23 protein-coding genes are annotated in these 21,646 nt (G+C 72.3%); 10 read left to right on the top strand and 13 right to left on the bottom strand.

Annotated features, from left to right (window positions below):
- Positions 1-8 precede the first annotated feature (8 nt).
- Genes D1J63_RS28555 through amaP form a run of 4 tightly spaced genes read left to right on the top strand, consistent with a single transcriptional unit; the run spans position 9 to position 1,844 of the window.
- Complete coding sequence (locus D1J63_RS28555; RefSeq protein ID WP_031047637.1) at positions 9-194, top strand: hypothetical protein; 186 nt, start codon at positions 9-11, stop codon at positions 192-194.
- Positions 191-589: an Asp23/Gls24 family envelope stress response protein gene (locus D1J63_RS28560; RefSeq protein WP_125632815.1), complete on the top strand. Its 399-nt coding sequence runs from the start codon at positions 191-193 to the stop codon at positions 587-589. The genes D1J63_RS28555 and D1J63_RS28560 overlap by 4 nt, the downstream gene beginning before the upstream one ends.
- On the top strand, positions 586-1,260 hold the full coding sequence (locus D1J63_RS28565; RefSeq protein WP_125632817.1) for a DUF6286 domain-containing protein: 675 nt from the start codon (positions 586-588) through the stop codon (positions 1,258-1,260). The genes D1J63_RS28560 and D1J63_RS28565 overlap by 4 nt, the downstream gene beginning before the upstream one ends.
- Positions 1,257-1,844, top strand: coding sequence for an alkaline shock response membrane anchor protein AmaP (amaP, locus tag D1J63_RS28570; RefSeq protein WP_125632820.1), 588 nt, complete (start codon positions 1,257-1,259; stop codon positions 1,842-1,844). Before D1J63_RS28565 ends, amaP begins: the two co-directional genes overlap by 4 nt.
- A gap of 273 nt (positions 1,845-2,117) precedes the next feature.
- Here the strand turns inward: amaP and D1J63_RS28575 are convergent, their stop codons facing one another.
- The 7 genes from D1J63_RS28575 to D1J63_RS28605 all read right to left on the bottom strand — a co-directional run bounded on the left by D1J63_RS28575 (position 2,118) and on the right by D1J63_RS28605 (position 9,785).
- The gene (locus tag D1J63_RS28575; RefSeq protein ID WP_125632823.1) at positions 2,118-2,873 is read right to left on the bottom strand and encodes an SDR family oxidoreductase; all 756 of its coding nucleotides are present in this window, start codon (positions 2,871-2,873) and stop codon (positions 2,118-2,120) included.
- Positions 2,874-2,877: 4 nt separating this feature from the next.
- Positions 2,878-4,665 carry a glycoside hydrolase family 15 protein gene (locus D1J63_RS28580; protein WP_125632825.1) on the bottom strand — a complete coding sequence of 596 codons (1,788 nt, stop codon included), beginning with the start codon at positions 4,663-4,665 and terminating at the stop codon, positions 2,878-2,880.
- A gap of 64 nt (positions 4,666-4,729) precedes the next feature.
- A complete protein-coding gene (locus D1J63_RS28585; protein ID WP_125632827.1) occupies positions 4,730-5,521 on the bottom strand; it encodes an SURF1 family protein in 792 nt (263 codons plus the stop codon).
- Positions 5,522-5,591: 70 nt separating this feature from the next.
- Positions 5,592-5,825, bottom strand: a complete 234-nt coding sequence (locus tag D1J63_RS28590) for a hypothetical protein (protein WP_003976994.1) — start codon at positions 5,823-5,825, stop codon at positions 5,592-5,594.
- A 98-nt stretch (positions 5,826-5,923) separates the two neighbouring features.
- A complete protein-coding gene (locus tag D1J63_RS28595; RefSeq protein WP_125632829.1) occupies positions 5,924-6,916 on the bottom strand; it encodes a DEDDh family exonuclease in 993 nt (330 codons plus the stop codon).
- 104 nt (positions 6,917-7,020) lie between these two features.
- The gene (locus tag D1J63_RS28600) at positions 7,021-8,019 is read right to left on the bottom strand and encodes a CopD family protein (protein ID WP_164713016.1); all 999 of its coding nucleotides are present in this window, start codon (positions 8,017-8,019) and stop codon (positions 7,021-7,023) included.
- Between the two features lie 227 nt (positions 8,020-8,246).
- A complete protein-coding gene (locus D1J63_RS28605) occupies positions 8,247-9,785 on the bottom strand; it encodes a S8 family serine peptidase (RefSeq protein ID WP_125632833.1) in 1,539 nt (512 codons plus the stop codon).
- A gap of 343 nt (positions 9,786-10,128) precedes the next feature.
- On the opposite strand from D1J63_RS28605, the gene D1J63_RS28610 reads away from it, so the two are divergent.
- The 3 genes from D1J63_RS28610 to moaA all read left to right on the top strand — a co-directional run bounded on the left by D1J63_RS28610 (position 10,129) and on the right by moaA (position 13,292).
- Positions 10,129-10,503 carry a DUF485 domain-containing protein gene (locus D1J63_RS28610; RefSeq protein ID WP_031047659.1) on the top strand — a complete coding sequence of 125 codons (375 nt, stop codon included), beginning with the start codon at positions 10,129-10,131 and terminating at the stop codon, positions 10,501-10,503.
- Positions 10,500-12,134 (top strand): cation acetate symporter, encoded by a 1,635-nt coding sequence (locus tag D1J63_RS28615; RefSeq protein ID WP_102930399.1) that lies wholly within the window; start codon positions 10,500-10,502, stop codon positions 12,132-12,134. The genes D1J63_RS28610 and D1J63_RS28615 overlap by 4 nt, the downstream gene beginning before the upstream one ends.
- A 168-nt stretch (positions 12,135-12,302) precedes the next feature.
- Positions 12,303-13,292 (top strand): GTP 3',8-cyclase MoaA, encoded by a 990-nt coding sequence (gene moaA / locus D1J63_RS28620; protein ID WP_241235619.1) that lies wholly within the window; start codon positions 12,303-12,305, stop codon positions 13,290-13,292.
- Here the strand turns inward: moaA and D1J63_RS28625 are convergent.
- Both D1J63_RS28625 and D1J63_RS28630 read right to left on the bottom strand, forming a co-directional pair.
- Positions 13,289-13,543, bottom strand: a complete 255-nt coding sequence (locus tag D1J63_RS28625) for a hypothetical protein (protein WP_125632835.1) — start codon at positions 13,541-13,543, stop codon at positions 13,289-13,291. The two genes, moaA and D1J63_RS28625, sit on opposite strands and share 4 nt — an antisense overlap.
- 209 nt (positions 13,544-13,752) lie before the next feature.
- On the bottom strand, positions 13,753-14,151 hold the full coding sequence (locus D1J63_RS28630; RefSeq protein ID WP_176155579.1) for a DUF3099 domain-containing protein: 399 nt from the start codon (positions 14,149-14,151) through the stop codon (positions 13,753-13,755).
- Between the two features lie 263 nt (positions 14,152-14,414).
- On the opposite strand from D1J63_RS28630, the gene D1J63_RS28635 reads away from it, so the two are divergent.
- Positions 14,415-14,696 carry a GlsB/YeaQ/YmgE family stress response membrane protein gene (locus D1J63_RS28635; protein WP_102930403.1) on the top strand — a complete coding sequence of 94 codons (282 nt, stop codon included), beginning with the start codon at positions 14,415-14,417 and terminating at the stop codon, positions 14,694-14,696.
- Positions 14,697-14,775: 79 nt separating this feature from the next.
- Here D1J63_RS28635 and tyrS read toward each other — a convergent pair whose 3' ends face one another.
- The 3 genes from tyrS to D1J63_RS28650 form a co-directional block, all read right to left on the bottom strand.
- On the bottom strand, positions 14,776-16,044 hold the full coding sequence (tyrS, locus tag D1J63_RS28640) for a tyrosine--tRNA ligase (RefSeq protein ID WP_125632837.1): 1,269 nt from the start codon (positions 16,042-16,044) through the stop codon (positions 14,776-14,778).
- 73 nt (positions 16,045-16,117) lie between these two features.
- A complete protein-coding gene (locus tag D1J63_RS28645) occupies positions 16,118-17,515 on the bottom strand; it encodes a metallopeptidase TldD-related protein (protein ID WP_102930405.1) in 1,398 nt (465 codons plus the stop codon).
- Positions 17,512-19,035 (bottom strand): TldD/PmbA family protein, encoded by a 1,524-nt coding sequence (locus D1J63_RS28650; protein ID WP_125632839.1) that lies wholly within the window; start codon positions 19,033-19,035, stop codon positions 17,512-17,514. Before D1J63_RS28650 ends, D1J63_RS28645 begins: the two co-directional genes overlap by 4 nt.
- A 275-nt stretch (positions 19,036-19,310) precedes the next feature.
- On the opposite strand from D1J63_RS28650, the gene fabG reads away from it, so the two are divergent.
- Positions 19,311-20,015 (top strand): 3-oxoacyl-[acyl-carrier-protein] reductase, encoded by a 705-nt coding sequence (gene fabG, locus D1J63_RS28655; RefSeq protein WP_125632841.1) that lies wholly within the window; start codon positions 19,311-19,313, stop codon positions 20,013-20,015.
- A 5-nt stretch (positions 20,016-20,020) separates the two neighbouring features.
- A complete protein-coding gene (gene fabI / locus D1J63_RS28660; protein WP_031047682.1) occupies positions 20,021-20,788 on the top strand; it encodes an enoyl-ACP reductase FabI in 768 nt (255 codons plus the stop codon).
- Positions 20,789-20,944: 156 nt separating this feature from the next.
- Here the strand turns inward: fabI and D1J63_RS28665 are convergent, their stop codons facing one another.
- The gene (locus D1J63_RS28665; RefSeq protein ID WP_125632843.1) at positions 20,945-21,637 is read right to left on the bottom strand and encodes a FadR/GntR family transcriptional regulator; all 693 of its coding nucleotides are present in this window, start codon (positions 21,635-21,637) and stop codon (positions 20,945-20,947) included.
- Positions 21,638-21,646: the final 9 nt, after the last annotated feature.

Genomic DNA, 21,646 nt, shown 5'->3' on the forward strand with positions numbered 1-21,646 from the left:
AGCGCACCATGAGCATGGCCGTGGTCGGCATGATCGCCGGCATGGCACTGGGCTTCGCCGGCTACTTCGGCGGCTTCGGCGCCTTCCTGCTGGTGGCGGCCCTGGGGGCCGTCGGGTTCGTCGTCGGCCGCCTCCTGGAGGGGGACATGGACCTCGGTGACTTCTTCCGCAGCCGCGACGACCGGCGGCGGTGACCGGCGTGAGCGACGGGGCCGTGAGCGACGGGGTCGGCGAGCTCCTCCAACCCCTGGCCCGGGTGGCGCCCGGCGAACGCGGTGCCACCCGGATCGCCGACCGGGTCGTCGCCAAGATCGCCGCCCGGGCGGCACGCGAGGCGCTCGGCCCACTGCACCCGGACGCGGCGCGCCCGTTCGCCACCGTCGTCGTCCACCACGACACCGCCCGTGTCAGCGTCCACCTGGAACTCGACTACCCGTGCGACATCGGCGCCCGCTGTGCCCGGGTGCGTCACCAAGTCGTCCAGCGGGTACGCGCGTTGGTGGGTATGGCGGTGCCGGAGGTCGTCGTCCGGGTGGAGCGGCTGCACCTGGCGGCGGAGTACGGCGCGAGGCACGGGAGGACGCGATGAGCGAGCCCCAGGGGGCCGGGACGGGAGAGGGCAGCACCCAGCGCCTGCCCGTCGTGGAACGCGGCACCGGGACGGACACGGAACCCGGCCCGTACGAGTCCGGCGTCCCCGACGGGCCCGCCCTCGGCCGGGCCGGCCGCTTCTGGTCCACGCGCCGCGTGCCCGCCGGCATCGTGGCGCTCGTGCTCCTGCTGCTCGCCGGGGCCTTCCTCTACGACGTCGCCGCCGTGCGCGCCGGCCGGTCCGCCCTCGGCTGGCGCCGGGACCTGGCCCGGCAGCTCGCCGAACGGCCCGTCGACGACACGTGGGTGCTGGTCGGCGCGGGAGTCGCCGCGGCCCTCGGGCTCTGGCTGCTCGTGCTGGCCCTCACCCCCGGGCTGCGGCGGCTGCTGCCGATGCGGCGCACCCACCCCGGCGTACGCGCCGCGCTGCACCGCGACGCCGCCGCCACGGTGCTGCGCGACCGGGCCATGGAGGTGTCCGGGGTGCAGTCGGCGCGGGTGCGGATGCGCCGCCGCAGGGCCCGGGTACGGGCGCTGTCGCACTTCCGGGAACTGGACGACGTACGGGCCGACCTGGACGGTGTGCTCGACGGAGCGGTGCGCGGCCTCGGACTGGCCCGGCCGCCCGCCGTGTCGCTGCGGGTCAAGCGCCCCGGACGGAAGGGGTGAGCGCGGTGCTCAGGACCGTGAACCGGGTACTGACCGGACTGGTAGGCCTGGTCCTGCTCGCGCTCGGCGGCGCGGTGCTGGCCGTGGGGTTCGACGCGCCCGCGCCCTCCTGGCGGGTCCACCAGGGGCCGCACGACGTGCTGCTCAGCGACGCCGAACGCACCCGGTGGCGGGACGCCGGCTGGTGGTGGCCGGTCGTCATCGCCGCCCTCGCCGTCCTGCTGCTGCTCGCCCTGTGGTGGCTGGTCGCGGTGGTACGCCGCCGCAGGCTCACCGAAGTCCTCGTCGACACCGGGGACGGCGAGGGCGCCATCCTGCGCGGCAGGGCGCTGGAGGAGGTCCTCGCCGGTGAGGCGGACCGCGTGGACGGCGTTGAACGGGCCGGCGTGCGGCTCACCGGCCGCCGCGACGCCCCGGCGGCCCGGGTCCGGCTGCTCCTCGCCCCCCACGTGGACCCCGGCACGGCCCTGCACGACCTCACCACCCGGGCCCTGACCCACGCCCGCGACTCGGCGCACCTGCCGTCCCTCCCGGCGGAGGTCCGCCTCCGGGGCGTCAAGCACGGGGCCGAACGGGTGAGTTGAGCCGAGCGGGCCGGCTGAGGGGGCCACCGGACAAACGCCCCGGCTGCGCCCCCGCCTGCTCCGTCCCCGCGACGCGCCCACGGCGCCCGCCGTCCGGCCGACGGCTCGAACGGATCGGTGCCGGCACCCGCCGGCAGGCCTAGTCGTCGCGTTCCCGTCGGCGCGGCGGCGCGACGCACGCTCCTCCACTGCCCAAGGGCGTAGGAGACGCCCCCACACGCCGCGCCGGGCGCCGACCACGTCCAGCCAACGCCGGTCGGCGCCCCGCCCGTCCTAGAACCCGTGCCGCACGCCGCCGTCCACCGGGAGCATGACGCCGGTGATGTACGACGCCGCGGGGGAGAGCAGGAACGCGGACACGCGGCCGAACTCCTCCGGGGCGCCGTAGCGGCGCAGCGGGATCCGGGACTCGGCGGCCGCCCTGGTCGCCTCCGGGTCGGCGGACAGCCCGTCCAGCTCGCGCACCCGGTCGGTGTCGACGCGCCCCGGCAGCAGGCCGACGACGCGGATGCCGCGCGGGCCCAGTTCGTCGGCGAGGGACTTGGCGAAGCCAGCGAGCCCGGGGCGCAGCCCGTTGGAGATGGTCAGGCCCGGGATCGGCTCGTGCACCGAGCCCGACAGCACGAAACCGATCACCCCGCCCTCCGCCAGCTCGGCCGCTGCCGTCCGGGCCAGCCGCACCGCGCCGAGGAACACCGACTCGAACGCCGCCTGCCACTGCTCGTCGGTGGTGTCGGCGACGAACCCGGGCGGCGGCCCGCCCACGCTGATCAGCACGCCGTCGAAACGGCCGAAGCGCTCACGGGCGGTCGCGACCAGCCGCCCGGCGGCCTCCGGGTCGGCGTTGTCGGCGGCGACCCCGACCGCGTCCGGCCCCAGCGCCGCGGCCGCTTCCGCGACGCTCTTCTCGTCCCGGCCCGTGACGACCACCTTCGCCCCGTCGGCGACCAGCTCGCGCGCGGCGGCGTTGCCCAGGCCCCGGGTGGCTCCCGTGACAACGTACACCCGGTCCTTCAGTCCAAGATCCATGGCCCTATCCTGCCCTCTCCTCCCCGAACAGGGCGAGGGCCGTGTTCACCAGGCCGACGTGGCTGAAGGCCTGCGGGAAGTTGCCGAGCTGGCGTCCGGCCACCGGGTCGTACTCCTCGGCCAGCAGCCCCACGTCGTTGGCGAGCCCCACCAGCCGCTCGAACAGCTCCCGTGCCTCCTTCGTCCGGCCGGTCGCGTGCAGGGCGTCCGCGTACCAGAACGAGCACACCAGGAACGTCCCCTCGCCGCCCGGCAGCCCGTCGACCCGGCGGCCCTCGGTGCTGTAGCGGCGCACCAGGCCGTCCCGGGTCAGCTCCGCGCCGATCGCGTCGACCGTGCCGACCACCCGCGGGTCGTCCGGCGGCAGGAAGCCCACGCGCGGCACGAGCAGCAGCGAGGCGTCCAGCTCCCGCGAGCCGTAGTACTGGGTGAACGTGTTGCGCACCGGGTCGTAGCCCTTCTCGCACACCTCGCGGTGCACCTCGTCGCGCAGCGCCCGCCACCCGTCGAGGTCACCGCCGCCCAGCTCGGGGTGGTCCTCCAGGGTGCGCACCGCCCGGTCCAGCGCCACCCACGTCATCACCTTCGAGTGCACGAACTGCCGGCGCCCGCCCCGCACCTCCCACAGTCCCTCGTCGGGCTCCCGCCACGCCGTGGCCAGGAACTCCATCAGGGCGCACTGCAGCTCCCACATCTGCGGTCGCGGGCGCATCCCCGCCAGCCGGGCCAGCGACAGGGAGTCCATGACCTCCCCGTACACGTCCAGCTGGAGCTGGTTCACCGCGTCGTTGCCGATGCGGACGGGGATGGACTCGGCGAAGCCGGACAGCCACGGCAGCTCGAACTCGGGCAGCCGCCGCTCGCCCGCGACGCCGTACATGATCTGCAGGTCGGCAGGGTTGCCCGCGACCGCGCGCAGCAGCCAGTCGCGCCAGGCCTCCGCCTCCTCCAGGTAGCCCGCCGACAGCAGGGCGCCCAGGGTGAGAGTGGAGTCGCGCAGCCAGCAGAAGCGGTAGTCCCAGTTGCGCACCCCGCCCGGCTCCTCGGGCAGCGAGGTGCTGGGGGCGGCCACGATGCCGCCGGTGGGCTTGTACGTGAGCGCCTTCAGCGTGATCAGGGAGCGGACCACGGCGTCCCGGTGCGGACCGTCGTAGCGGCAGTGTGCCGCCCACTCCCGCCAGTCCTCGACGCTGTGCTCCAGCGACACGTACGGGTCGATCAGCGGTGGCCGCGGTTCGTGCGAGGGGTGCCAGGTCAGCACGAACGCGACCTTCTCGCCCGCGGCCACGGTGAACTCCGCGTGCGTCCCGAAGTCCTCGCCCCAGGTGTGCACCTCCGGCTCGCTGCGCAGCCACGCCGAGTCCGGCCCCGCGACGGCCACCCGGTGCCCGTCGGCCCGGCGCACCCACGGGACGATCGAGCCGTAGTCGAAGCGCAGCCGCAGCACGCTGTGCACGGTGACCTCGCCGCTCAGGCCCTCCACGATGCGCACGAGGTCGGGGGCGCGGTCGCGCTGGGGCATCAGGTCGGTGACGCGGACCGCACCGTCCTCGGTCTCCCACTCGGTGTCCAGAACGAGGGTGTCCGGCCGGTAGGCACGCCGGGTGCAGCGCTCCGCGCCCTTGGGGGCGATGCGCCAGTAGCCGTTGTCCTCGTCGCCGAGCAGCTTGGCGAAGCAGGCGGCCGAGTCGAAGCGGGGCAGGCAGAGCCAGTCCACGGAGCCGTCCGTGCCGACCAGGGCCGCGGTCTGCTGGTCGCCGATGAGCGCGTAGTCCTCGATGTCGGGGTGCACGGGTTGACCCCTTCCCGGCCGCAGCCGGAGCAATCGGATCCGCCCGCACGCTCCCTCCGCGCGGCTACACCGTCGCGGGTTCCGCCTCCGCGGGCCGCACGTCCTCGCCGGCCTCCCGCTCGCGCTTCTCGCGGCGGACCAGGAACCACCAGCCGACGGGTACGGCCGCGGCGAACAGCCACCACTGGATCGCGTAGGCGTAGTTCAGCGCGGCGTTCTCGTTGCCGGGCTTGCCGATGAGCTCGGGGGTGTTGTTCTTCGGCTCCGGCGTCTTCAGGACGACGTACCCGCCGAGCACCGGGGCGTCCAGGCGCTCGGCCTGCTGCTCGCTGTTGACGAGCATGATCTGCCGGTCCGGCAGGCCCTCGAGATCCTTGATGCCGCTCGCCTCGGTCGTCTCGTCGGGCATCAGCCGCCCGGTGACGGTGATCTCCCCCCGGGGCGGTGCGGGGATCTCGGGGAACTCCGTCTGACTCGGGCCGTCCGCGGGGATCCAGCCCCGGTTCACGAGCATGACCTTGCCGTCGTCCAGCAGGAACGGGGTCAGCACGTGGTAGCCGATGTTGTCGTCGCCGTCGGTGCGGCGGCGGACGACGACCTCGTGGTCCGTGTCGAAGCGGCCCTTCGCGGTGACGGTGCGGTACCGCTCACGCGTGGTGATCTTCTTGCCGGGTGCGGTCAGCGACTCCACGGGCACCGGCGACGCCTCGAGCGCACGCGCGACCAGGTCGTTCCGGGCGGTGCGCTCCTCGTAGCGGTGCATCTGCCAGAAGCCCAGCCGGATCATCGTGGGGATGAGCAGCACGGCGACCAGCGTGAGGATCACCCACTGGCGGGACAACAGGAAGCGGTACACCCCACGACGGTACAACTCGGTCGTGGGGTGCGATGCGGCGGGTGCGCCCTCGGGCGCCGTGTGCCGGAGGCTAGACCTTGTCGACGATCCCCGCCCTCCCCTCCGCGCGGGCGCAGTGGGCGCCGCAGAACCAGTGGCCGTCGACCTCGACGCCCTGGCCGATGATCTGCACCCGGCAGTGCTCGCAGATGGGGGCCATCCGGTGGATCGCGCAGGAGAAGCAGTCGAAGACGTGCACCGCGCCCTGGGCGTGGACCTCGAAGGTCATTCCGTAGTTGTTGCCGCAGACTTCACATGTCGCCATGCGCCACAGGGTGGGCCGTCCCCGCGGGCACGGCTGGGCGGGCGCCGGGCGAGTCGCCCGGAATCACCCGTCCGTACGGCTCCGCGGCACCGCCTGCCTCAGGACCCGGCGTCCGCCGGCTCGACGTCGGCGAGCAGCTGCCCGAACGCCGCCTCGTCCACCACCGGCGTGCCGAACTGCCGGGCCTTGACCACCTTCGAGGTGCCCGAGTCCGGGTCGTTGGTGACGAGCAGGCTGGTCAGCCGGGACAGGCTGGTCGCGACGTGCAGTCCCGCCTCGACGGCACGGTCCTCCAGCAGGTCCCGCTCGACGGAGGTGTCACCCGAGAAGGCGACCCGCATGCCCTGCTTGAGCCTTTTGCCCTCTTCATACCGGCCCGGGTTGGGATAGGGGCATGCGGGCCTTTTGCGGGAGGGGCGCCAACTGTTCGGCCGGTAGCTGCCGTAGCTCGGCTGCTGCCCGATCCGGGGCGCGGGACGGTCCGACCACTCGGTCAGCGGCCGGCACTCGTGCAGCGGCAGTCGCACACCCCCCGCCGCCGCGGCCAGCAGGCTCGGCCGGAACGCCTCCGCCAGCACCCGCGCGTCGTCCAGCGCGTGGTGCGCCCGCTGCTGCACGACGCCGAAGTGCGCGGCCAGCGACTCCAGCTTGTGGTTGGGCAGCGGTAGGTCGAGCGCCTTGGACAGGGCGATGGTGCACAGCCGATGCCGCACCGGCGCCTCGCGCTTCGCGCGCGCGTACTCGCGGGCGATCATCTGCCAGTCGAAGACGGCGTTGTGCGCGACGAGGACCCGGCCGTCCAGCCGGGCCGCGAACTCCTCCGCGACGTCCGGGAAGAGCGGCGCGTCACGGAGTACGTCGTTCGTCAGACCGTGTATCCACACCGGCCCCGGGTCGCGCTGCGGATTGACCAGGGTGTACCAGTGGTCCTCGACCTCGCCGCGGGCGTCCAGCCGGTAGACGGCCGCCGAGATGATGCGGTCGTCGCGGGCCAGGCCGGTGGTCTCCACGTCGACGACCGCGTACCCCTGCGGATACGCGGCCGGCCACGCCGTGGCGGACGGCGCTGCGGTCGTACGGTCTTCGAGCATGGTCAATGAGGATACGGCCCGGGACCGACACTCCGGTCCGGCAGGTGCCCCGTGCCGTCAAGTCCTTGACGCGGCAGGAGCGTTGCGGCATCCGGCGGGCGCACTCACCAGCGGATCGGCACCGGAAGCGCCGTCAGGAGCCCCGACACCGCGACCACCACGCCCAGCGCGACGACCTCCGCGCGCGCGGGGGAGCAGGCGGCCAGCGGGTCGGCGGCGCGGCTCAGCCGGACCCTGGCCCACAGCGCGAGGACGGCGACGGCGGCCACCAGCACCACCTTGGCGAGCAGGACGCGCCCGTACGCGGTGTCCGTGAGCTGGTCCAGGATCGTGCCGGCCGGCATCCGGCGCAGCGAACTGCACACGCCGGTCGCCGTGAGGGCCGCCAGCAGAACGGCCGCCACGCGCGCGTAGAGCCCCAGCAGGGCGGGCCCCGCCTCGGCGTCCCGCCAACGCCGCAGCACCCGCAGCGCGTACAGCAGACCGCCCACCCACAGCGAGGCGCACGCCAGATGGACGAGGGTCAGAGCGGAGCCGAGCAGCGGGCTGTACTCGGTCGTGGGATGCGCGCGCAGCGCGTCGGCGACGATCACGGCGGCCAGCGGCCAGACCTGGAGCCCGGGCCGGCGGGAGGTCGCGCACAGCCAGGCCGCGAGGAACCCGTTGACCTCCACGAGCGCCAGCTTGCCGTCGCGGGAGGAGTAGAGGCCGCCGACGTCGATGTCGGCGGCGGAGCCCGGCACCAGGTTGCCCGTGGCCACGACCGAGGCCAGCCCCAGGGCGGCGACGAGACCGGCGGCCGCCGCGTACGGCGCCCAGCTGCGCGGCCGGTCCGGGGGAGCGCCGGGCAGGGACCGGGCCAGCCGGTTGACGAAGAGTTCGCCGAGCGGCACGCTCAGCGCGGCGAAGAGCACCGTGCGCAGCAGGCCGATGCCGCCGGTGCCGGGCGCCTCGGCCTCCCCGGTGCCGTGCAGCGCGGGGGACGGGCCGAGCACGGGTATCAGCGCGCCGAGGACCACCAGCACGAGTACGGCCGCGGCCCGGCCGGTGCCGGAGGGCCGCGAGTGCCGTCCGGCACCGCCGGTCCGGGTCGGGGGTCGCATCGAGGTCACCCCAGGATCTTCACCAAGTCGTCAGATCCGGGCAAGTTCCCCCTTCACCAGCCGCGCGCCACGTCGGTCGGTCGGTCGCGGCTTCCCCTGGGCGAGGGCGACTTCGGCGACGTACCGGCAGGTCCTCGTAGGTGTCCGTCACACGGATACCCCCCACGAGTGGGGCGGCGGACCGGGTGGAACCGGTCCGCCGCCCCCGCGTCACGCGCGCGTACCGGTTACCAGGTCACCGCGTCCAGCGCGTCGGCCATGCCCCAGCCGTAGAAGCCGTTGCGGTTCTTCGGGCCCTCGCACACCGCGTCGACCTTGCCGTCGCCGTCGATGTCGTACGGCTTGGTGCACGCCGTGGCGTCGGCCTCGGCGTACAGCAGGGCCTTGACCATCGCCGGGGAGGCGTGCGGGTGCGTCGACTTGATGAGGGCGGCGACACCCGCGACGTGCGGGGAGGCCATCGACGTACCGGCCATGTAGCCCCACTTGCCGCCGGGCAGCGTGCCCAGGATCAGTCCGCTGGTGGCGGGCGGCTCGGGCGTCTGGTAGGCCGTCGAGTCGCCGCCGGGCGCGGCGATGTCGATGACGCCCCGGCCGTAGTTGGAGAAGGACGACTTGAGGCCCTTCGCACCGGTCGCCGCGACCGTCACGACGCCCGGCAGCTGGGTCGGGATGTCCAGGCACTTCGACGGGTCGACCGTCCGGTCACCGGGCGTGGTGTCGTTCGGGGAGGACGGGTCGGTGATCTCGTCGGAGGTGAGGTCGTAGTTCTCGTTGCCGGCCGCGGCGACGTTGACCGCGCCCTTCTTCTCCGCGTACCGCGTGGCCCGCGAGACGGCCTCGACGAGCGCCTTCTGGTCCGGGTCGTCCTTGCAGTTGAAGTACCACGGGTCGGTGTAATAGCTGTTGTTGGTGACGTCCACGCCGTGCTCGGCGGCCCACATGAAGCCGCAGACCACGGCCTCGGTGTAGAAGAAGCCGTCGGGGTTGCCGACCTTGATGCCGGACACCTTGACGCCGGGCGCCACACCGGTCATGCCGATGCCGTTCTTGGCGGCGGCTATCTCCCCGGCCACGTGGGTGCCGTGCGGGCTCTCCGACGCGCTCGGCCGCCAGGCGCCGTCGGTGGTGTCCGGCTTGCCCGCGACGCAGTTGACGGACGCCTCGCGGTCGAAGTTCGGGGCGATGTCCGGGTGCGTGTCGTCGACGCCGGTGTCGAGGACGGCGACGGTCACCTTCTCGCTGCCCAGCGACTTCTCGTGCGCCTTGTCCGCCTTGATGGCGGGCAGGTCCCACTGCAGCGACTCCAGCGGGTCCTGGCCCTCGGCCTTCGCGGAGGTGGCCTCGGCGGCGGCCAGCTCCGCGCCGCTCAGCACCTGCGGTGCGCCCGTGTCGGTCGTGGCGGCCGAGGGCAGCGGGGCGGTGCGGGTGGCACCGGCCGACTGCACGCCGCGCACCTTGCGCACGCTCTTGGCGAAGTCCGGGTTGGCGGAGTGGACGACGATCACGCCGATCCGGTCGTACGACGTGACGATCGTGCCGCCCGCCTTGGCTATCGCGCGCCGCACGGTGGCCGAGGGGCGGTGCCCCGGGGAGACGTTGACGACGTAGCTGAGCGAGGTCCCGTCGGTCGCCGCCGAGGGGGCGGACTCCACCGCGGGTGCCGCGGTGGCCGGGGTGCCCGGCAGGAACGCCAGCGACGCGGCCACGGCCAGGCCGGCCGGGATCGCGAGGGCACGACGGTGACGCGGGTGGGGTGCGGTCATGCGTGGTGTCTCCAGTCCGTCGGGAAAACTCGGGAAACGCGTGCGGAGCGCGGGCCACCCGGGAAACGCAGATGATCCATGGGGTCTCCACATCATCGGCAAACGGCACCTGCCCGAGACACGGGTACGGCTCGGGCAGGTACATGACGTAGTGGTGCAGGGTGAAGCTATCCCCGAAGTCGCTGGCCAGCAATGACCCGCTCAGAGTGACTTCGAAAAGTGCGGCGGGTGTTGAACCGGTCCCCTCGGGGCGCCGTGTCGTTGGGCAGGGAGCCCGAGCACGATCAGCCCCCGTGAATACACCGAGGTCCAAGCCGTCATGTCCGTCGTACGAGGAGACTCCGTGGCCACCGACGCACCGCCCCCCTCGAAAGAGGAGCCCCCCTCGCAAGAGGAGCACCGACTCCCCTCCGCCGAGGAGTTCTCCGAAGTGCAGCAGAGCGCTGAGTTCGCCGAACTGCGCCGCTCCTTCCGCTCCTTCGCGTTCCCGCTGACCGTCGCCTTCGTCGCCTGGTACCTGCTCTACGTGCTGCTGTCGAACTACGCCGGCGGCTTCATGGGCACCAAGCTCTTCGGCAACATCAACGTCGCGTTCGTCTTCGGCATCGCCCAGTTCGTCACCACGTTCCTCATCGCCTGGTGGTACTCGCGGCACGCCGCCGCGAAGCTCGACCCCAAGGCCGAGGCCATCAAGTCCCGGATGGAGGGCGGCGCATGAGCCCCGCACAGTCCGTATTCGCCGCCGAACTGGCCGCCAACGAGGCGAGCGAGCACCGGCCGCTGATCATCACGCTCTTCGCGGTCTTCGTCGCCGCGACGCTGTTCATCACCGTCTGGGCGGGCCGCCAGACCAAGGACGCCGCCGACTTCTACGCGGGCGGCCGCCAGTTCAGCGCCTTCCAGAACGGTCTGGCCGTCTCCGGCGACTACATGTCGGCCGCGTCCTTCCTCGGCATCGCCGGCGCCATCGCCCTCTTCGGCTACGACGGCTTCCTGTACTCCATCGGCTTCCTGGTCGCCTGGCTGGTCGCCCTGCTCCTGGTCGCCGAACCGCTCAGGAACTCCGGCCGCTACACCATGGGCGACGTCCTCGCCTACCGCATGCGCCAGCGGCCGGTGCGCACCGCCGCCGGCACCTCCACGATCGTGGTGTCGATCTTCTACCTGCTGGCCCAGATGGCGGGCGCGGGCATCCTGGTCTCGCTGCTGCTCGGCATCACCTCCGACGCCGGCAAGATCCTCATCGTGGCCCTCGTCGGCGTCCTGATGATCGTGTACGTCACCATCGGCGGCATGAAGGGCACCACCTGGGTGCAGATGGTCAAGGCCGTGCTGCTGATCGGCGGCACCATCCTGATCACCTTCCTGGTGCTGCTGAAGTTCGACTTCAACATCTCCGACCTGCTCGGCAAGGCCGCCGAGAACAGCGGCGCGGGCAGCTCCTTCCTGGAGCCCGGACTGAAGTACGGCGCCACCGGCACGTCCAAGCTGGACTTCATCTCGCTCGGCATCGCCCTGGTGCTCGGCACCGCCGGTCTGCCGCACATCCTGATCCGCTTCTACACGGTGCCCAACGCCAAGGCCGCCCGTAAGTCCGTCAACTGGGCGATCGGCATCATCGGCGCCTTCTACCTGATGACCATCGCCCTCGGCTTCGGAGCCGCCGCGCTCATCGGGAAGGACGAGATCATCGCGTCCAACCCGTCCGGCAACACGGCCGCGCCGCTGCTCGCGCTCCATGTGGGCGGCGTCGACTCGGCCTGGGGTGCGATCCTGCTCGCCACGATCTCGGCGGTGGCCTTCGCGACCATCCTCGCCGTCGTCGCGGGCCTCACCCTGGCCTCGTCCTCGTCCTTCGCGCACGACATCTACGCCAACGTCATCCGCAAGGGCCAGGCCACCGAGAAGGAGGAGATGCGGGCGGCCCGCTGGGCGACCGTCTTCATCGGCATCGTCTCCATCGCCCTGGGCGCGCTCGCCCGCGACCTGAACGTGGCCGGCCTGGTCGCCCTGGCCTTCGCCGTCGCCGCCTCCGCCAACCTGCCGACGATCCTCTACAGCCTGTTCTGGAAGAGGTTCACCACCCAGGGCGCCCTGTGGTCGATCTACGGCGGCCTGATCGTCGCCGTCGGCCTGGTGCTGTTCTCGCCCGTGGTCTCCGGCGACCCGAAGGCGATGTTCCCGGACGTCGACTTCGCCTGGTTCCCGCTGCAGAACCCTGGGCTCATCTCGATCCCGTTCGGCTTCCTCATGGGGTGGCTCGGCACGATCCTGTCCAAGGAGAAGCCCGACGAGGCGAAGTACGCGGAGCTGGAGGTCAGGTCCCTGACCGGCACCGGAGCGCACTGACGCCCTCCGGTCCGACCGTCGCCGACGCGGCCGCTCGTAGATCCCTACGACGCGGCCGCGTCCCGCGTCGTGGGTTCGGGCGGCTGTCGATGTCGGACCCGTCACGTAGGCTCGACGGTGTCGGAGGAGAGAAACGCTCCACCGATCCGCGTCGAGGGAGGGGGCCACGTGCTCATCGACACCTACGGCCGAGTGGCCACCGACCTGAGGGTCTCGCTCACCGACCGCTGCAATCTGCGCTGCACCTACTGCATGCCCGAAGAGGGCCTCCAGTGGCTCGCCAAGCCGGACCTGCTCACGGACGACGAGATCGTCCGCCTCATCGACATCGCGGTCACCTCCCTCGGCATCGAGGAGGTCCGCTTCACCGGCGGGGAGCCGCTGCTGCGCCCCGGCCTGGTCGGCATCGTCGAGCGCGTCGCCGCCCTCGCCCCGCGCCCCCAGATGTCGCTGACCACCAACGGCATCGGCCTCAAGCGCACGGCCGCGGCCCTGAAGGCGGCGGGCCTGGACCGGGTCAACGTCTCCCTGGACACCCTGCGCCCGGACGTCTTCAAGACCCTCACCCGGCGCAACCGCCACCAGGACGTCCTGGAGGGCCTGGAAGCCGCCCGCGAGGCCGGACTGACCCCGGTCAAGGTCAACAGCGTCCTGATGCCGGGGCTCAACGACGACGAGGCCCCCGACCTGCTCGCCTGGGCCGTCGAGCACGACTACGAGCTGCGCTTCATCGAGCAGATGCCCCTGGACGCCCAGCACGGCTGGAAGCGCGAGGGCATGATCACCGCCGGTGACATCCTGACCTCCCTGCGCACCCGCTTCGAGCTGACCGCGGAGGGCGCCGGGGAACGCGGCTCGGCCCCGGCCGAACGCTGGCTGGTCGACGGCGGCCCGCACCGCGTCGGCGTCATCGCCTCCGTCACCCGCCCGTTCTGCTCGGCCTGCGACCGCACCCGGCTGACCGCCGACGGCCAGGTGCGCACCTGCCTGTTCGCCACCGAGGAGACCGACCTGCGCGCCGCCCTGCGCTCCGGCGCCCCCGACGAGGAGATCGCCCGCATCTGGCGCCTGGCCATGTGGGGCAAGAAGGCGGGCGCGGGCCTGGACGACCCGACGTTCGTACAGCCGGACCGCCCGATGTCGGCGATCGGCGGCTAGGCGGGGCCGGACCCGCCGGTCCCGGACCCGCCGGAGACCTCCCGGGCCTCCCACTCGGCGAGCGGGACCACGTCCTTCAGGAAGCCCCGCACCCCGAGGAACTGGGACAGGTGCTCGCGGTGCTCGTCGCACGCGATCCACGTCTTGCGGCGCTCCGGGGTGTGGAGCTTCGGGTTGTTCCACGCCAGCACCCACACGGCGGCGGTCCGGCAGCCCTTGGCGGAGCAGATCGGGGTGGTTTCGTCACTCACGGTTTCTTCTCACAGGTCCCCACACATGGCGACGCCGAGCAGCCACGGGGGGAGCTGCCCGGCGTCGGTCCGTCGCTCCGACGGGGGATGCGGAGCGCGTACGAAGTATGTCACGGCCCATCCTTCCCCGGGCCCGGAACAACACGAATTCATCTGAGCATTTCTTCGGCCTGGCGTGGAATCGACGCCCTTCGGAGGGGGCGCCGCGGTCACGGCCGACCGCGTGACTCACCGGCCGCGCGCGGCCCCGGATCGGCCGTGGCGCCCTCCGGGACGGATTCCGCCGCGCCGTTCCCGGCCCGTGGCGGTGTGATCATCGGCGGGGTCGGCGCCGTCACGAACGTCGACGGCAAGGATGGCGCGTTCTCACGCCCCGCGTTGGCGATCACGACCGCGATGTACGGCAGCGCCGCGCCGAGGATCAGGGCCGCGATCGCGACGTGCCGTTCCACGTTCCACAGGCAGACCGCGAGGATCACCGACAGCGTACGGATCGACATCGAGATGACGTACCGGCGCTGCCGCCCGCGCACGTCCTCCTGGAGGCCAGTCCGGGCCCCGGTGATCCGGAACACCTCGGCACTGCCGCCGGCACTCTGCTTCCGCATCTGGTTCCACCATCCGCCCGCATCGGACTCTCCCCGCCCCGCTCTCGTCCGAGGCCGCTCGGGGAGACCGGTCCCGGACAACTCACCACGTTACGCCGCGTCTGCGCCGCCCACGAGACCGGGGCACCCCCGGTCGGACCGCACCGCGTGCGCCGACCGGCGCAGGCGCCGGTACCCCGTTCGGCCGTACGCGGCATGCGCCGTACGCGGTACGCCCGAACACTGGTGGCAATGCTCGCGTAGAGCCGGACGAGGAGGCAGCCATGGGCTGGTTGTGGGCGATCATCGTGGGATTCGTGCTCGGCTTGATCGCCAAGGCGATCATCCCCGGCAAGCAGCACATGCCGCTGTGGCTCACCACCATCTGCGGCATGATCGGCGCGATCATCGGCAACGCGATCGCCCGCGCGGCCGGCGTCGAGGCGACGGCCGGCATCGACTGGTGGCGGCATCTGTTCCAGCTGGTGGCGGCGATCATCGTGGTCGGCCTCGGCGACGCCGCCTACACCTCGGTACGCGGCAGCAGGCGACGCGAACGCGCCTGACCGCTCCGGCCCCGTACGCCGAAGGGGCGGCCCCGGCAGCCATCGGACCGCCGGGACCGCCCCTCACGCGTGCGCCCGCTCAGGCGCCGGTGACCTCCACCGCGGCCAGGTTCTTCTTGCCGCGGCGCAGCACCAGCCAGCGCCCGTGCAGCAGGTCCTCCTTGGCGGGGACGGCGTCCTCGCCGGCGACCTTGGCGTTGTTCACGTAGGCGCCGCCCTCCTTCACCGTGCGGCGCGCGGCGGACTTGCTGGCCACCAGGCCGACCTCGGCGAACAGGTCCACGACCGGGGCCGGCTCGGCGACCCGGACGTGCGGCAGCTCGGACAGGGCCGCCGCCAGCGTCCGCTCGTCCAGCTCGGCCAGGTCGCCCTGGCCGAAGAGGGCCTTGGACGCGGCGATCACGGCGGCCGTCTGGTCGGCGCCGTGCACCAGCGTCGTCAGCTCCTCGGCCAGCGCGCGCTGCGCGGCCCGCACCTGCGGACGCTCCTCGGTCTGCCGCTCCAGCTCCTCCAGCTCCGCGCGGGAGCGGAAGGACAGGATGCGCATGTAGCGCGAGATGTCCCGGTCGTCCACGTTCAGCCAGAACTGGTAGAACGCGTACGGCGTGGTCATCTCCGGGTCGAGCCAGACGGCGCCGCCCTCGGTCTTGCCGAACTTGGTGCCGTCCGCCTTGGTCATCAGCGGCGTCGCGTAGGCGTGGACCGACGCGTCCGGCTCGAGCCGGTGCAGCAGGTCGAGGCCGGCCGTGAGGTTGCCCCACTGGTCGCTGCCGCCCTGCTGCATCGTGCAGCCGTACCTCCGGTAGAGCTGGAGGAAGTCCATCGCCTGGAGCAGCTGGTAGCTGAACTCCGTGTAACTGATGCCCTCCGAGGACTCCAGGCGCCGGGCGACGGAGTCCTTGGTCAGCATCTTGTTGACCCGGAAGTGCTTGCCGATGTCCCGCAGGAACTCGATCGCCGACAGGCCCTCGGTCCAGTCGAGGTTGTTGACCATCACCGCGGCGTTCTCGCCCTCGAAGGACAGGAACGGCTCGATCTGGCCGCGCAGCCGCTGGACCCAGCCCGCGACGGTCTCCGGCGAGTTCAGCGTGCGCTCCGCGGTCGGGCGCGGGTCGCCGATCTGACCCGTGGCCCCGCCGACCAGCGCCAGCGGCCGGTGCCCGGCCTGCTGGAGCCGGCGCACGGTGAGCACCTGCACCAGGTGCCCCACGTGCAGCGACGGCGCGGTCGGGTCGAAACCGCAATAGAACGTGACGGGACCGTCCGCGAGCGCCTTGCGCAAAGCGTCCTCGTCGGTGGACTGGGCGAACAGCCCGCGCCACTTCAGCTCGTCGACGATGTCCGTCACGGTTCTCGCGTCTCCTACGTGCTCATGCGTGCGTGATGATCTTCAGGCAGTCGGGTGACGGCCGACTACGAGGTTATACGCCCTGACTGACAGAGCTCATATTGAAATCGGGGACCCGCAGAGCCGGCATCGCGGCCCGCGTGAACCAGTCGCCCCACTCCCTGGGCAGCGTCTTCTCCGTGCGCCCCGCCTCCGAGGCCCGCCCCAGCAGGTCCACCGGCGACTCGTTGAACCGGAAGTTGTTCACCTCGCCGACGACCTCGCCGTGCTCGACGAGATAGACGCCGTCCCGGGTCAGCCCGGTCAGCAGCAGCGTCGCCGGGTCCACCTCGCGGATGTACCAGAGGCAGGTCAGCAGCAGGCCGCGCTCCGTGCCCGCGACCATCTCGTCCAGGGAGCGGTCCGGGTCGCCGCCGTCCAGGATCAGGTTGCCGATCGCGGGCGCCACCGGCAGCCCGGTCAGACCGGCGCTGTGCCGGGTGGTCGTCAGCCGGTGCAGCTCGCCCTCCCGGATCCAGTCGGTCGCCGCCACCGGCAGCCCGTTGTCGAACACGGACTGGTCGCCGCCCGAGGAGTGCGCGACCACGAACGGCGCGCTCTCCAGACCGGGCTCGTGCGGGTCACTGCGCAGCGTCAGCGGCAGCGCACCCAGCCGCTCGCCGACCCGGGTGCCGCCTCCGGGCTTGGAGAACACCGTGCGCCCCTCGACCGCGTCCCGCCCCGAGGCCGACCAGTACTGGTAGATCAGCAGGTCCGCGACCGCGGTCGGCGGCAGCAGCGTCTCGTAGCGCCCCGCGGGCAGTTCCACCCGCCGCTGGGCCCAGCCGAGCCGTACGGCCAGATCGGCGTCGAGGGCCGCCGGGTCGACGTCCTTGAAGTCCCGCGTGGCCTGCCCCGCCCACGCCGACCGGGTCCGGTCCGGCGACTTGGCGTTCAGCTCCAGCGTCCCGTTCGGCTGGTCGTGCCGCAGCCTCAGCCCCGTCGACGTGCCCACGTACGTCGATGTCATCTCGTGGTTCGCGAACCCGTACAGCTCCCGGCCGCCCGCACGCGCGCGTGCGAACGCCTCCCCGAGGGCCGGCGCGAAGTCGGCGAACACCGCCGACGATGTCTCGGCGGGCGCGTCGGTGAAGTCCGGCGACCCCGGCCCGCCCGGGACCAGCGGCTGCGCGTCCTCGGCCGGACCGGCACCCCGCGCGGCGGCCTCGGCGGCCCGCACCAGGGGCTCCAGCTCGTCCACGGTCACGGCCGAGCGCGACACCACACCGGACGCCGTGCCCTGCTGCCCGTCGACGGTGGCGACGACCGTCAGCGTGCGCCCGCGCGTGACGCCGTTGGTGGTGAGGGCGTTGCCCGCCCAGCGCAGGTTGGCGGTGGACTCCTCGTCGGCGATGACGACGCACCCGTCGGCCCGGGACAGCTCCAGCGCCCGCTCGACGATCTCGTGCGGCTTGCTGCTGCGGACGCTCATCGACCGGCCTCCTGCGTGGTGTTCAGAATGTTGACTCCCTTGAAGAGGGCGGACGGGCAGCCGTGCGAGACGGCCGCGACCTGCCCCGGCTGGGCCTTGCCGCAGTTGAAGGCGCCGCCCAGGACGTACGTCTGCGGGCCGCCGACGGCCGCCATGGACCCCCAGAAGTCGGTGGTCGTCGCCTGGTACGCCACGTCCCGCAGCTGACCGGCGAGCCGCCCGTTCTCGATCCGGAAGAAGCGCTGACCGGTGAACTGGAAGTTGTAGCGCTGCATGTCGATGGACCAGGACCGGTCGCCGACGACGTAGATCCCGCGGTCGACGCCCCCGATCAGGTCCTCGGTCGACAGCCCGCCCGGATCCGGCCGCAGCGACACGTTGGCCATGCGCTGCACCGGCACGTGCGCGGGGGAGTCGGCGTAGGCGCACCCGTTGGACCGCTCGAAACCGGTGAGCCTCGCGATCCGCCGGTCGAGCTGGTAGCCCACCAGCGTGCCGTCCTTCACCAGGTCCCAGGACTGGCCCTCGACGCCCTCGTCGTCGTACCCGACGGTCGCCAGGCCGTGCTCGGCGGTGCGGTCGCCGGTGACGTTCATCAGCTCGGAGCCGTAGCGCAGCTTGCCGAGCTGGTCGAAGGTGGCGAAGGAGGTGCCGGCGTAGGCCGCCTCGTAGCCGAGGGCGCGGTCCAGTTCGGTGGCGTGGCCGATGGACTCGTGGATGGTCAGCCACAGGTTCGACGGGTCCACGACCAGGTCGTACAGCCCCGCCTCGACGCTCGGCGCCCGCATCTTCTCGGCCAGCAGCTCCGGCATCTCGGCCAGCTCGGCGTCCCAGTCCCAGCCGGTCCCGGTCAGGTACTCCCAGCCCCGCCCGGCCGGCGGCGCCAGCGTGCGCATGGAGTCGAACTCGCCGCTGGAGTCGTCCACCGACACCGCGGTGAGCACCGGGTGCAGCCGTACGCGCTGCTGCGTCGTCACGGTCCCGGCGGTGTCGGCGTAGAACTTGTTCTCGTGCACGGTGAGCAGCGAGGCGTCCACGTGGTCGACCCCGTCGGCCGCCAGCAGCCGCGCGCTCCAGTCGGCCAGCAGCGCCGCCTTCTCCGCGTCGGGCACGCCGAAGGGGTCGATCTCGTACGCCGAGACCCAGGTCTTGTCGGCGTGCACGGGCTCACCGGCCAGCTCGACCCTCTCGTCCGACCCGGCGGCCCTGATCACCTGCGCCGACAGCTTCGCCATCGCCACCGCCTGCGAGGCGACCCTGGCGGCGGCGTCCAGGGTCAGGTCCACGCCGGACGCGAAACCCCACGTGCCGCCGTGCACCACCCGCACCGCGTACCCGAGGTCGGTGGTGTCCGAGGACCCGGCGGGCCTGGCGTCCCTGAGCCGCCACGACGCGTTGCGCACCCGCTCCAACCGGAAGTCGGCGTGCTCCGCACCTAGCGCACGCGCCCGGGCGAGGGCGGCGTCGGCGAGGGCGCGTAGGGGGAGTGCCGTGAAGGCTTCGTCGATGCTGTGAGGCACCTGCGTCTCTTTCTGTCGACGTGACCGGTCGTCTGCCGCGACACCGGGGGCTGCGCCGCATCATGTCGCGTCCGCGGTCCGGCGACCACACCTTTCCCGCCGCGCCAGGGACCGGTTCTGTAGGGACCCGACAGAGAGCCCCGTAAGCCACTGTGGGTGCCCGAGTCTTTGGGGGAGGCCGGGGACCGATAGATTTTCGAGGAAGCCGCCTGCCGTCGCCGTCCGCCGTACGGGTGACCGGGCGGGTGGACGACCGCTAGGGAAAGGGTGATCCGTTGAGCCGCTCGGTTCTCGTCACCGGAGGAAACCGGGGCATCGGCCTCGCCATCGCCCGCGCTTTCGCCGACGCCGGCGACAAGGTCGCGATCACGTACCGCTCGGGTGAGCCGCCGGAGGGCTTCCTGGCCGTCAAGTGCGACATCACCGACACCGAGCAGGTGGAGCAGGCCTACAAGGAGATCGAGGAGACGCACGGTCCCGTCGAGGTCCTGATCGCCAACGCCGGCGTCACCAAGGACCAGCTCCTGATCCGCATGTCCGAGGAGGACTTCACCTCCGTCCTCGAGACCAACCTCACCGGCACCTTCCGCGTGGTCAAGCGCGCCAACCGCGCCATGCTGCGCGCCAAGAAGGGCCGCGTCGTCCTCATCTCGTCGGTGGTCGGGCTCCTCGGCTCCGCGGGGCAGGCGAACTACGCCGCCTCCAAGGCCGGCCTGGTCGGCTTCGCGCGCTCCCTCGCCCGTGAGCTGGGGTCGCGCAACATCACCTTCAACGTCGTCGCGCCGGGCTTCGTCGACACCGACATGACCAAGGTGCTCACCGACGAGCAGCGGGCGAACATCGTGTCGCAGGTGCCGCTGGGGCGGTACGCGCGGCCGGAGGAGATCGCCGCGACGGTGCGGTTCCTCGCCTCGGACGACGCCTCGTACATCACTGGAGCCGTCATCCCCGTTGACGGCGGACTGGGAATGGGTCACTGATCACCATGAGCGGAATTCTCGAGGGCAAGCGCGTCCTGATCACCGGTGTGCTGATGGAGTCCTCCATCGCCTTCCACGCCGCGAAGCTGGCCCAGGAGCAGGGTGCCGAGATCATCCTGACCGCGTTCCCGCGGCCGACGCTGACCGAGCGCATCGCCAAGAAGCTGCCCAAGCCCACCAAGGTCATCGAGCTGGACGTCACCAACGACGAGCACCTCGCCCGGCTCGCGGACGTCGTCGGCGAGGAGCTGGGCGGTCTCGACGGCGTCGTGCACTCCATCGGCTTCGCGCCCCAGGACGCGCTCGGCGGCAACTTCCTGAACACGCCGTTCGAGTCGGTGGCCACGGCCATGCACGTCTCGGCGTACTCCCTGAAGTCGCTGACCATGGCCTGCCTGCCGCTGATGCAGAACGGCGGCTCGGTCGTCGGCCTCACCTTCGACGCGCAGTACGCCTGGCCGCAGTACGACTGGATGGGCCCGGCCAAGGCCGCGCTGGAGGCCACCAGCCGCTACATGGCCCGTGACCTCGGCAAGCAGAACATCCGCTGCAACCTGGTCTCGGCGGGCCCGATCGGTTCCATGGCCGCCAAGTCCATCCCGGGCTTCGCGGACCTCGCCTCCGTGTGGGACAGCCGTTCCCCGCTGGAGTGGGACCTGAAGGACCCGGAGCCGGCCGGCCGCGGCATCGTCGCGCTGCTCAGCGACTGGTTCCCGAAGACCACGGGCGAGATCGTCCACGTCGACGGCGGTCTGCACGCCATCGGCGCCTGACCGGCCGCCTCACCGAGGGCCCGCGTCCCGTGTACGGGGTGCGGGCCCTTGTCTTTCCGCTCGTTGGCTCGTTCGCCGTTCGCCGTTCGCCGTTCGCCCGTTCGTCTTTCCGTCGTCGCCGGAGCGGCGCCCGTGCCGCCCCGGCCGGTGCGCGAGTCAGTCGCCGGGGGGCGGGTCGAACAGCCCCGGACGGCACACGAACGGATAGGCCCCGGCCTCCTCCGCCGCCGTCGCAGCGTCACCCGCGCGGATCGCGTCCACCAGCCGTCCGTGGTCCATGTGCGACGCCGGGGACATGCCCTCGCCCACGTCGCCCCGCAGCCAGTCCCGCAGCACCTCGCTCAGGTCCGCGTACATGGCGGTCAGCACGTCGTTGTGCGAGGCGGCCACGACCGCCAGGTGGAACGTGGCGTCCGCCGCCACGAACGCCTCCGCCTCGCCCGACTCCCAGGCGTCCTCCCGGCGCAGCAGCAGGGCGTCGATCTGCTTGAGGTCCTTCTCCGTACGCCGCTCGGCGGCCAGGCGCGCGGCGGCCGACTCCAGCGTGGAACGCAGCTCGGCGATGTGCCGGGGCTCGGCGCCGGCGAAGCGGCGCTGCATGACGCCGGCCAGCTCACTGGTCGCCACGACGTACGTGCCCGAGCCCTGGCGGATGTCCAACAGCCCGTTGTGCGCGAGGGCGCGGACCGCCTCACGGACCGTGTTCCGGGCGACGCCGAGCTGCTCGACCAGTTCGGGCTCCGTGGGGATGCGTGAACCGACCGGCCACTCGCCCGAGGCGATCTGCTGCCGCAGCGCGGCGATGACCTGCTCGGACAGGGCCGAACGACGGGGATGGCTCAGTGGCATGGCTCACCT

This window comes from Streptomyces sp. KPB2 (assembly GCF_003950055.1).
GTDB lineage: Bacteria > Actinomycetota > Actinomycetes > Streptomycetales > Streptomycetaceae > Streptomyces > Streptomyces salinarius.

Excerpts from the sequence above, each read along its gene's own strand:
- D1J63_RS28555 (WP_031047637.1), top strand. The coding sequence starts at position 9 with ATGAGCATGGCCGTGGTCGGCATGATCGCCGGCATGGCACTGGGCTTC.
- D1J63_RS28565 (WP_125632817.1), top strand. The coding sequence starts at position 586 with ATGAGCGAGCCCCAGGGGGCCGGGACGGGAGAGGGCAGCACCCAGCGC.
- D1J63_RS28575 (WP_125632823.1), bottom strand. The coding sequence starts at position 2,873 with ATGGATCTTGGACTGAAGGACCGGGTGTACGTTGTCACGGGAGCCACC.
- D1J63_RS28590 (WP_003976994.1), bottom strand. The coding sequence starts at position 5,825 with ATGGCGACATGTGAAGTCTGCGGCAACAACTACGGAATGACCTTCGAG.
- D1J63_RS28595 (WP_125632829.1), bottom strand. The coding sequence starts at position 6,916 with ATGCTCGAAGACCGTACGACCGCAGCGCCGTCCGCCACGGCGTGGCCG.
- D1J63_RS28600 (WP_164713016.1), bottom strand. The coding sequence starts at position 8,019 with ATGCGACCCCCGACCCGGACCGGCGGTGCCGGACGGCACTCGCGGCCC.
- D1J63_RS28605 (WP_125632833.1), bottom strand. The coding sequence starts at position 9,785 with ATGACCGCACCCCACCCGCGTCACCGTCGTGCCCTCGCGATCCCGGCC.
- D1J63_RS28615 (WP_102930399.1), top strand. The coding sequence starts at position 10,500 with ATGAGCCCCGCACAGTCCGTATTCGCCGCCGAACTGGCCGCCAACGAG.
- D1J63_RS28630 (WP_176155579.1), bottom strand. The coding sequence starts at position 14,151 with ATGCGGAAGCAGAGTGCCGGCGGCAGTGCCGAGGTGTTCCGGATCACC.
- D1J63_RS28635 (WP_102930403.1), top strand. The coding sequence starts at position 14,415 with ATGGGCTGGTTGTGGGCGATCATCGTGGGATTCGTGCTCGGCTTGATC.
- D1J63_RS28645 (WP_102930405.1), bottom strand. The coding sequence starts at position 17,515 with ATGAGCGTCCGCAGCAGCAAGCCGCACGAGATCGTCGAGCGGGCGCTG.
- fabI (WP_031047682.1), top strand. The coding sequence starts at position 20,021 with ATGAGCGGAATTCTCGAGGGCAAGCGCGTCCTGATCACCGGTGTGCTG.
- D1J63_RS28665 (WP_125632843.1), bottom strand. The coding sequence starts at position 21,637 with ATGCCACTGAGCCATCCCCGTCGTTCGGCCCTGTCCGAGCAGGTCATC.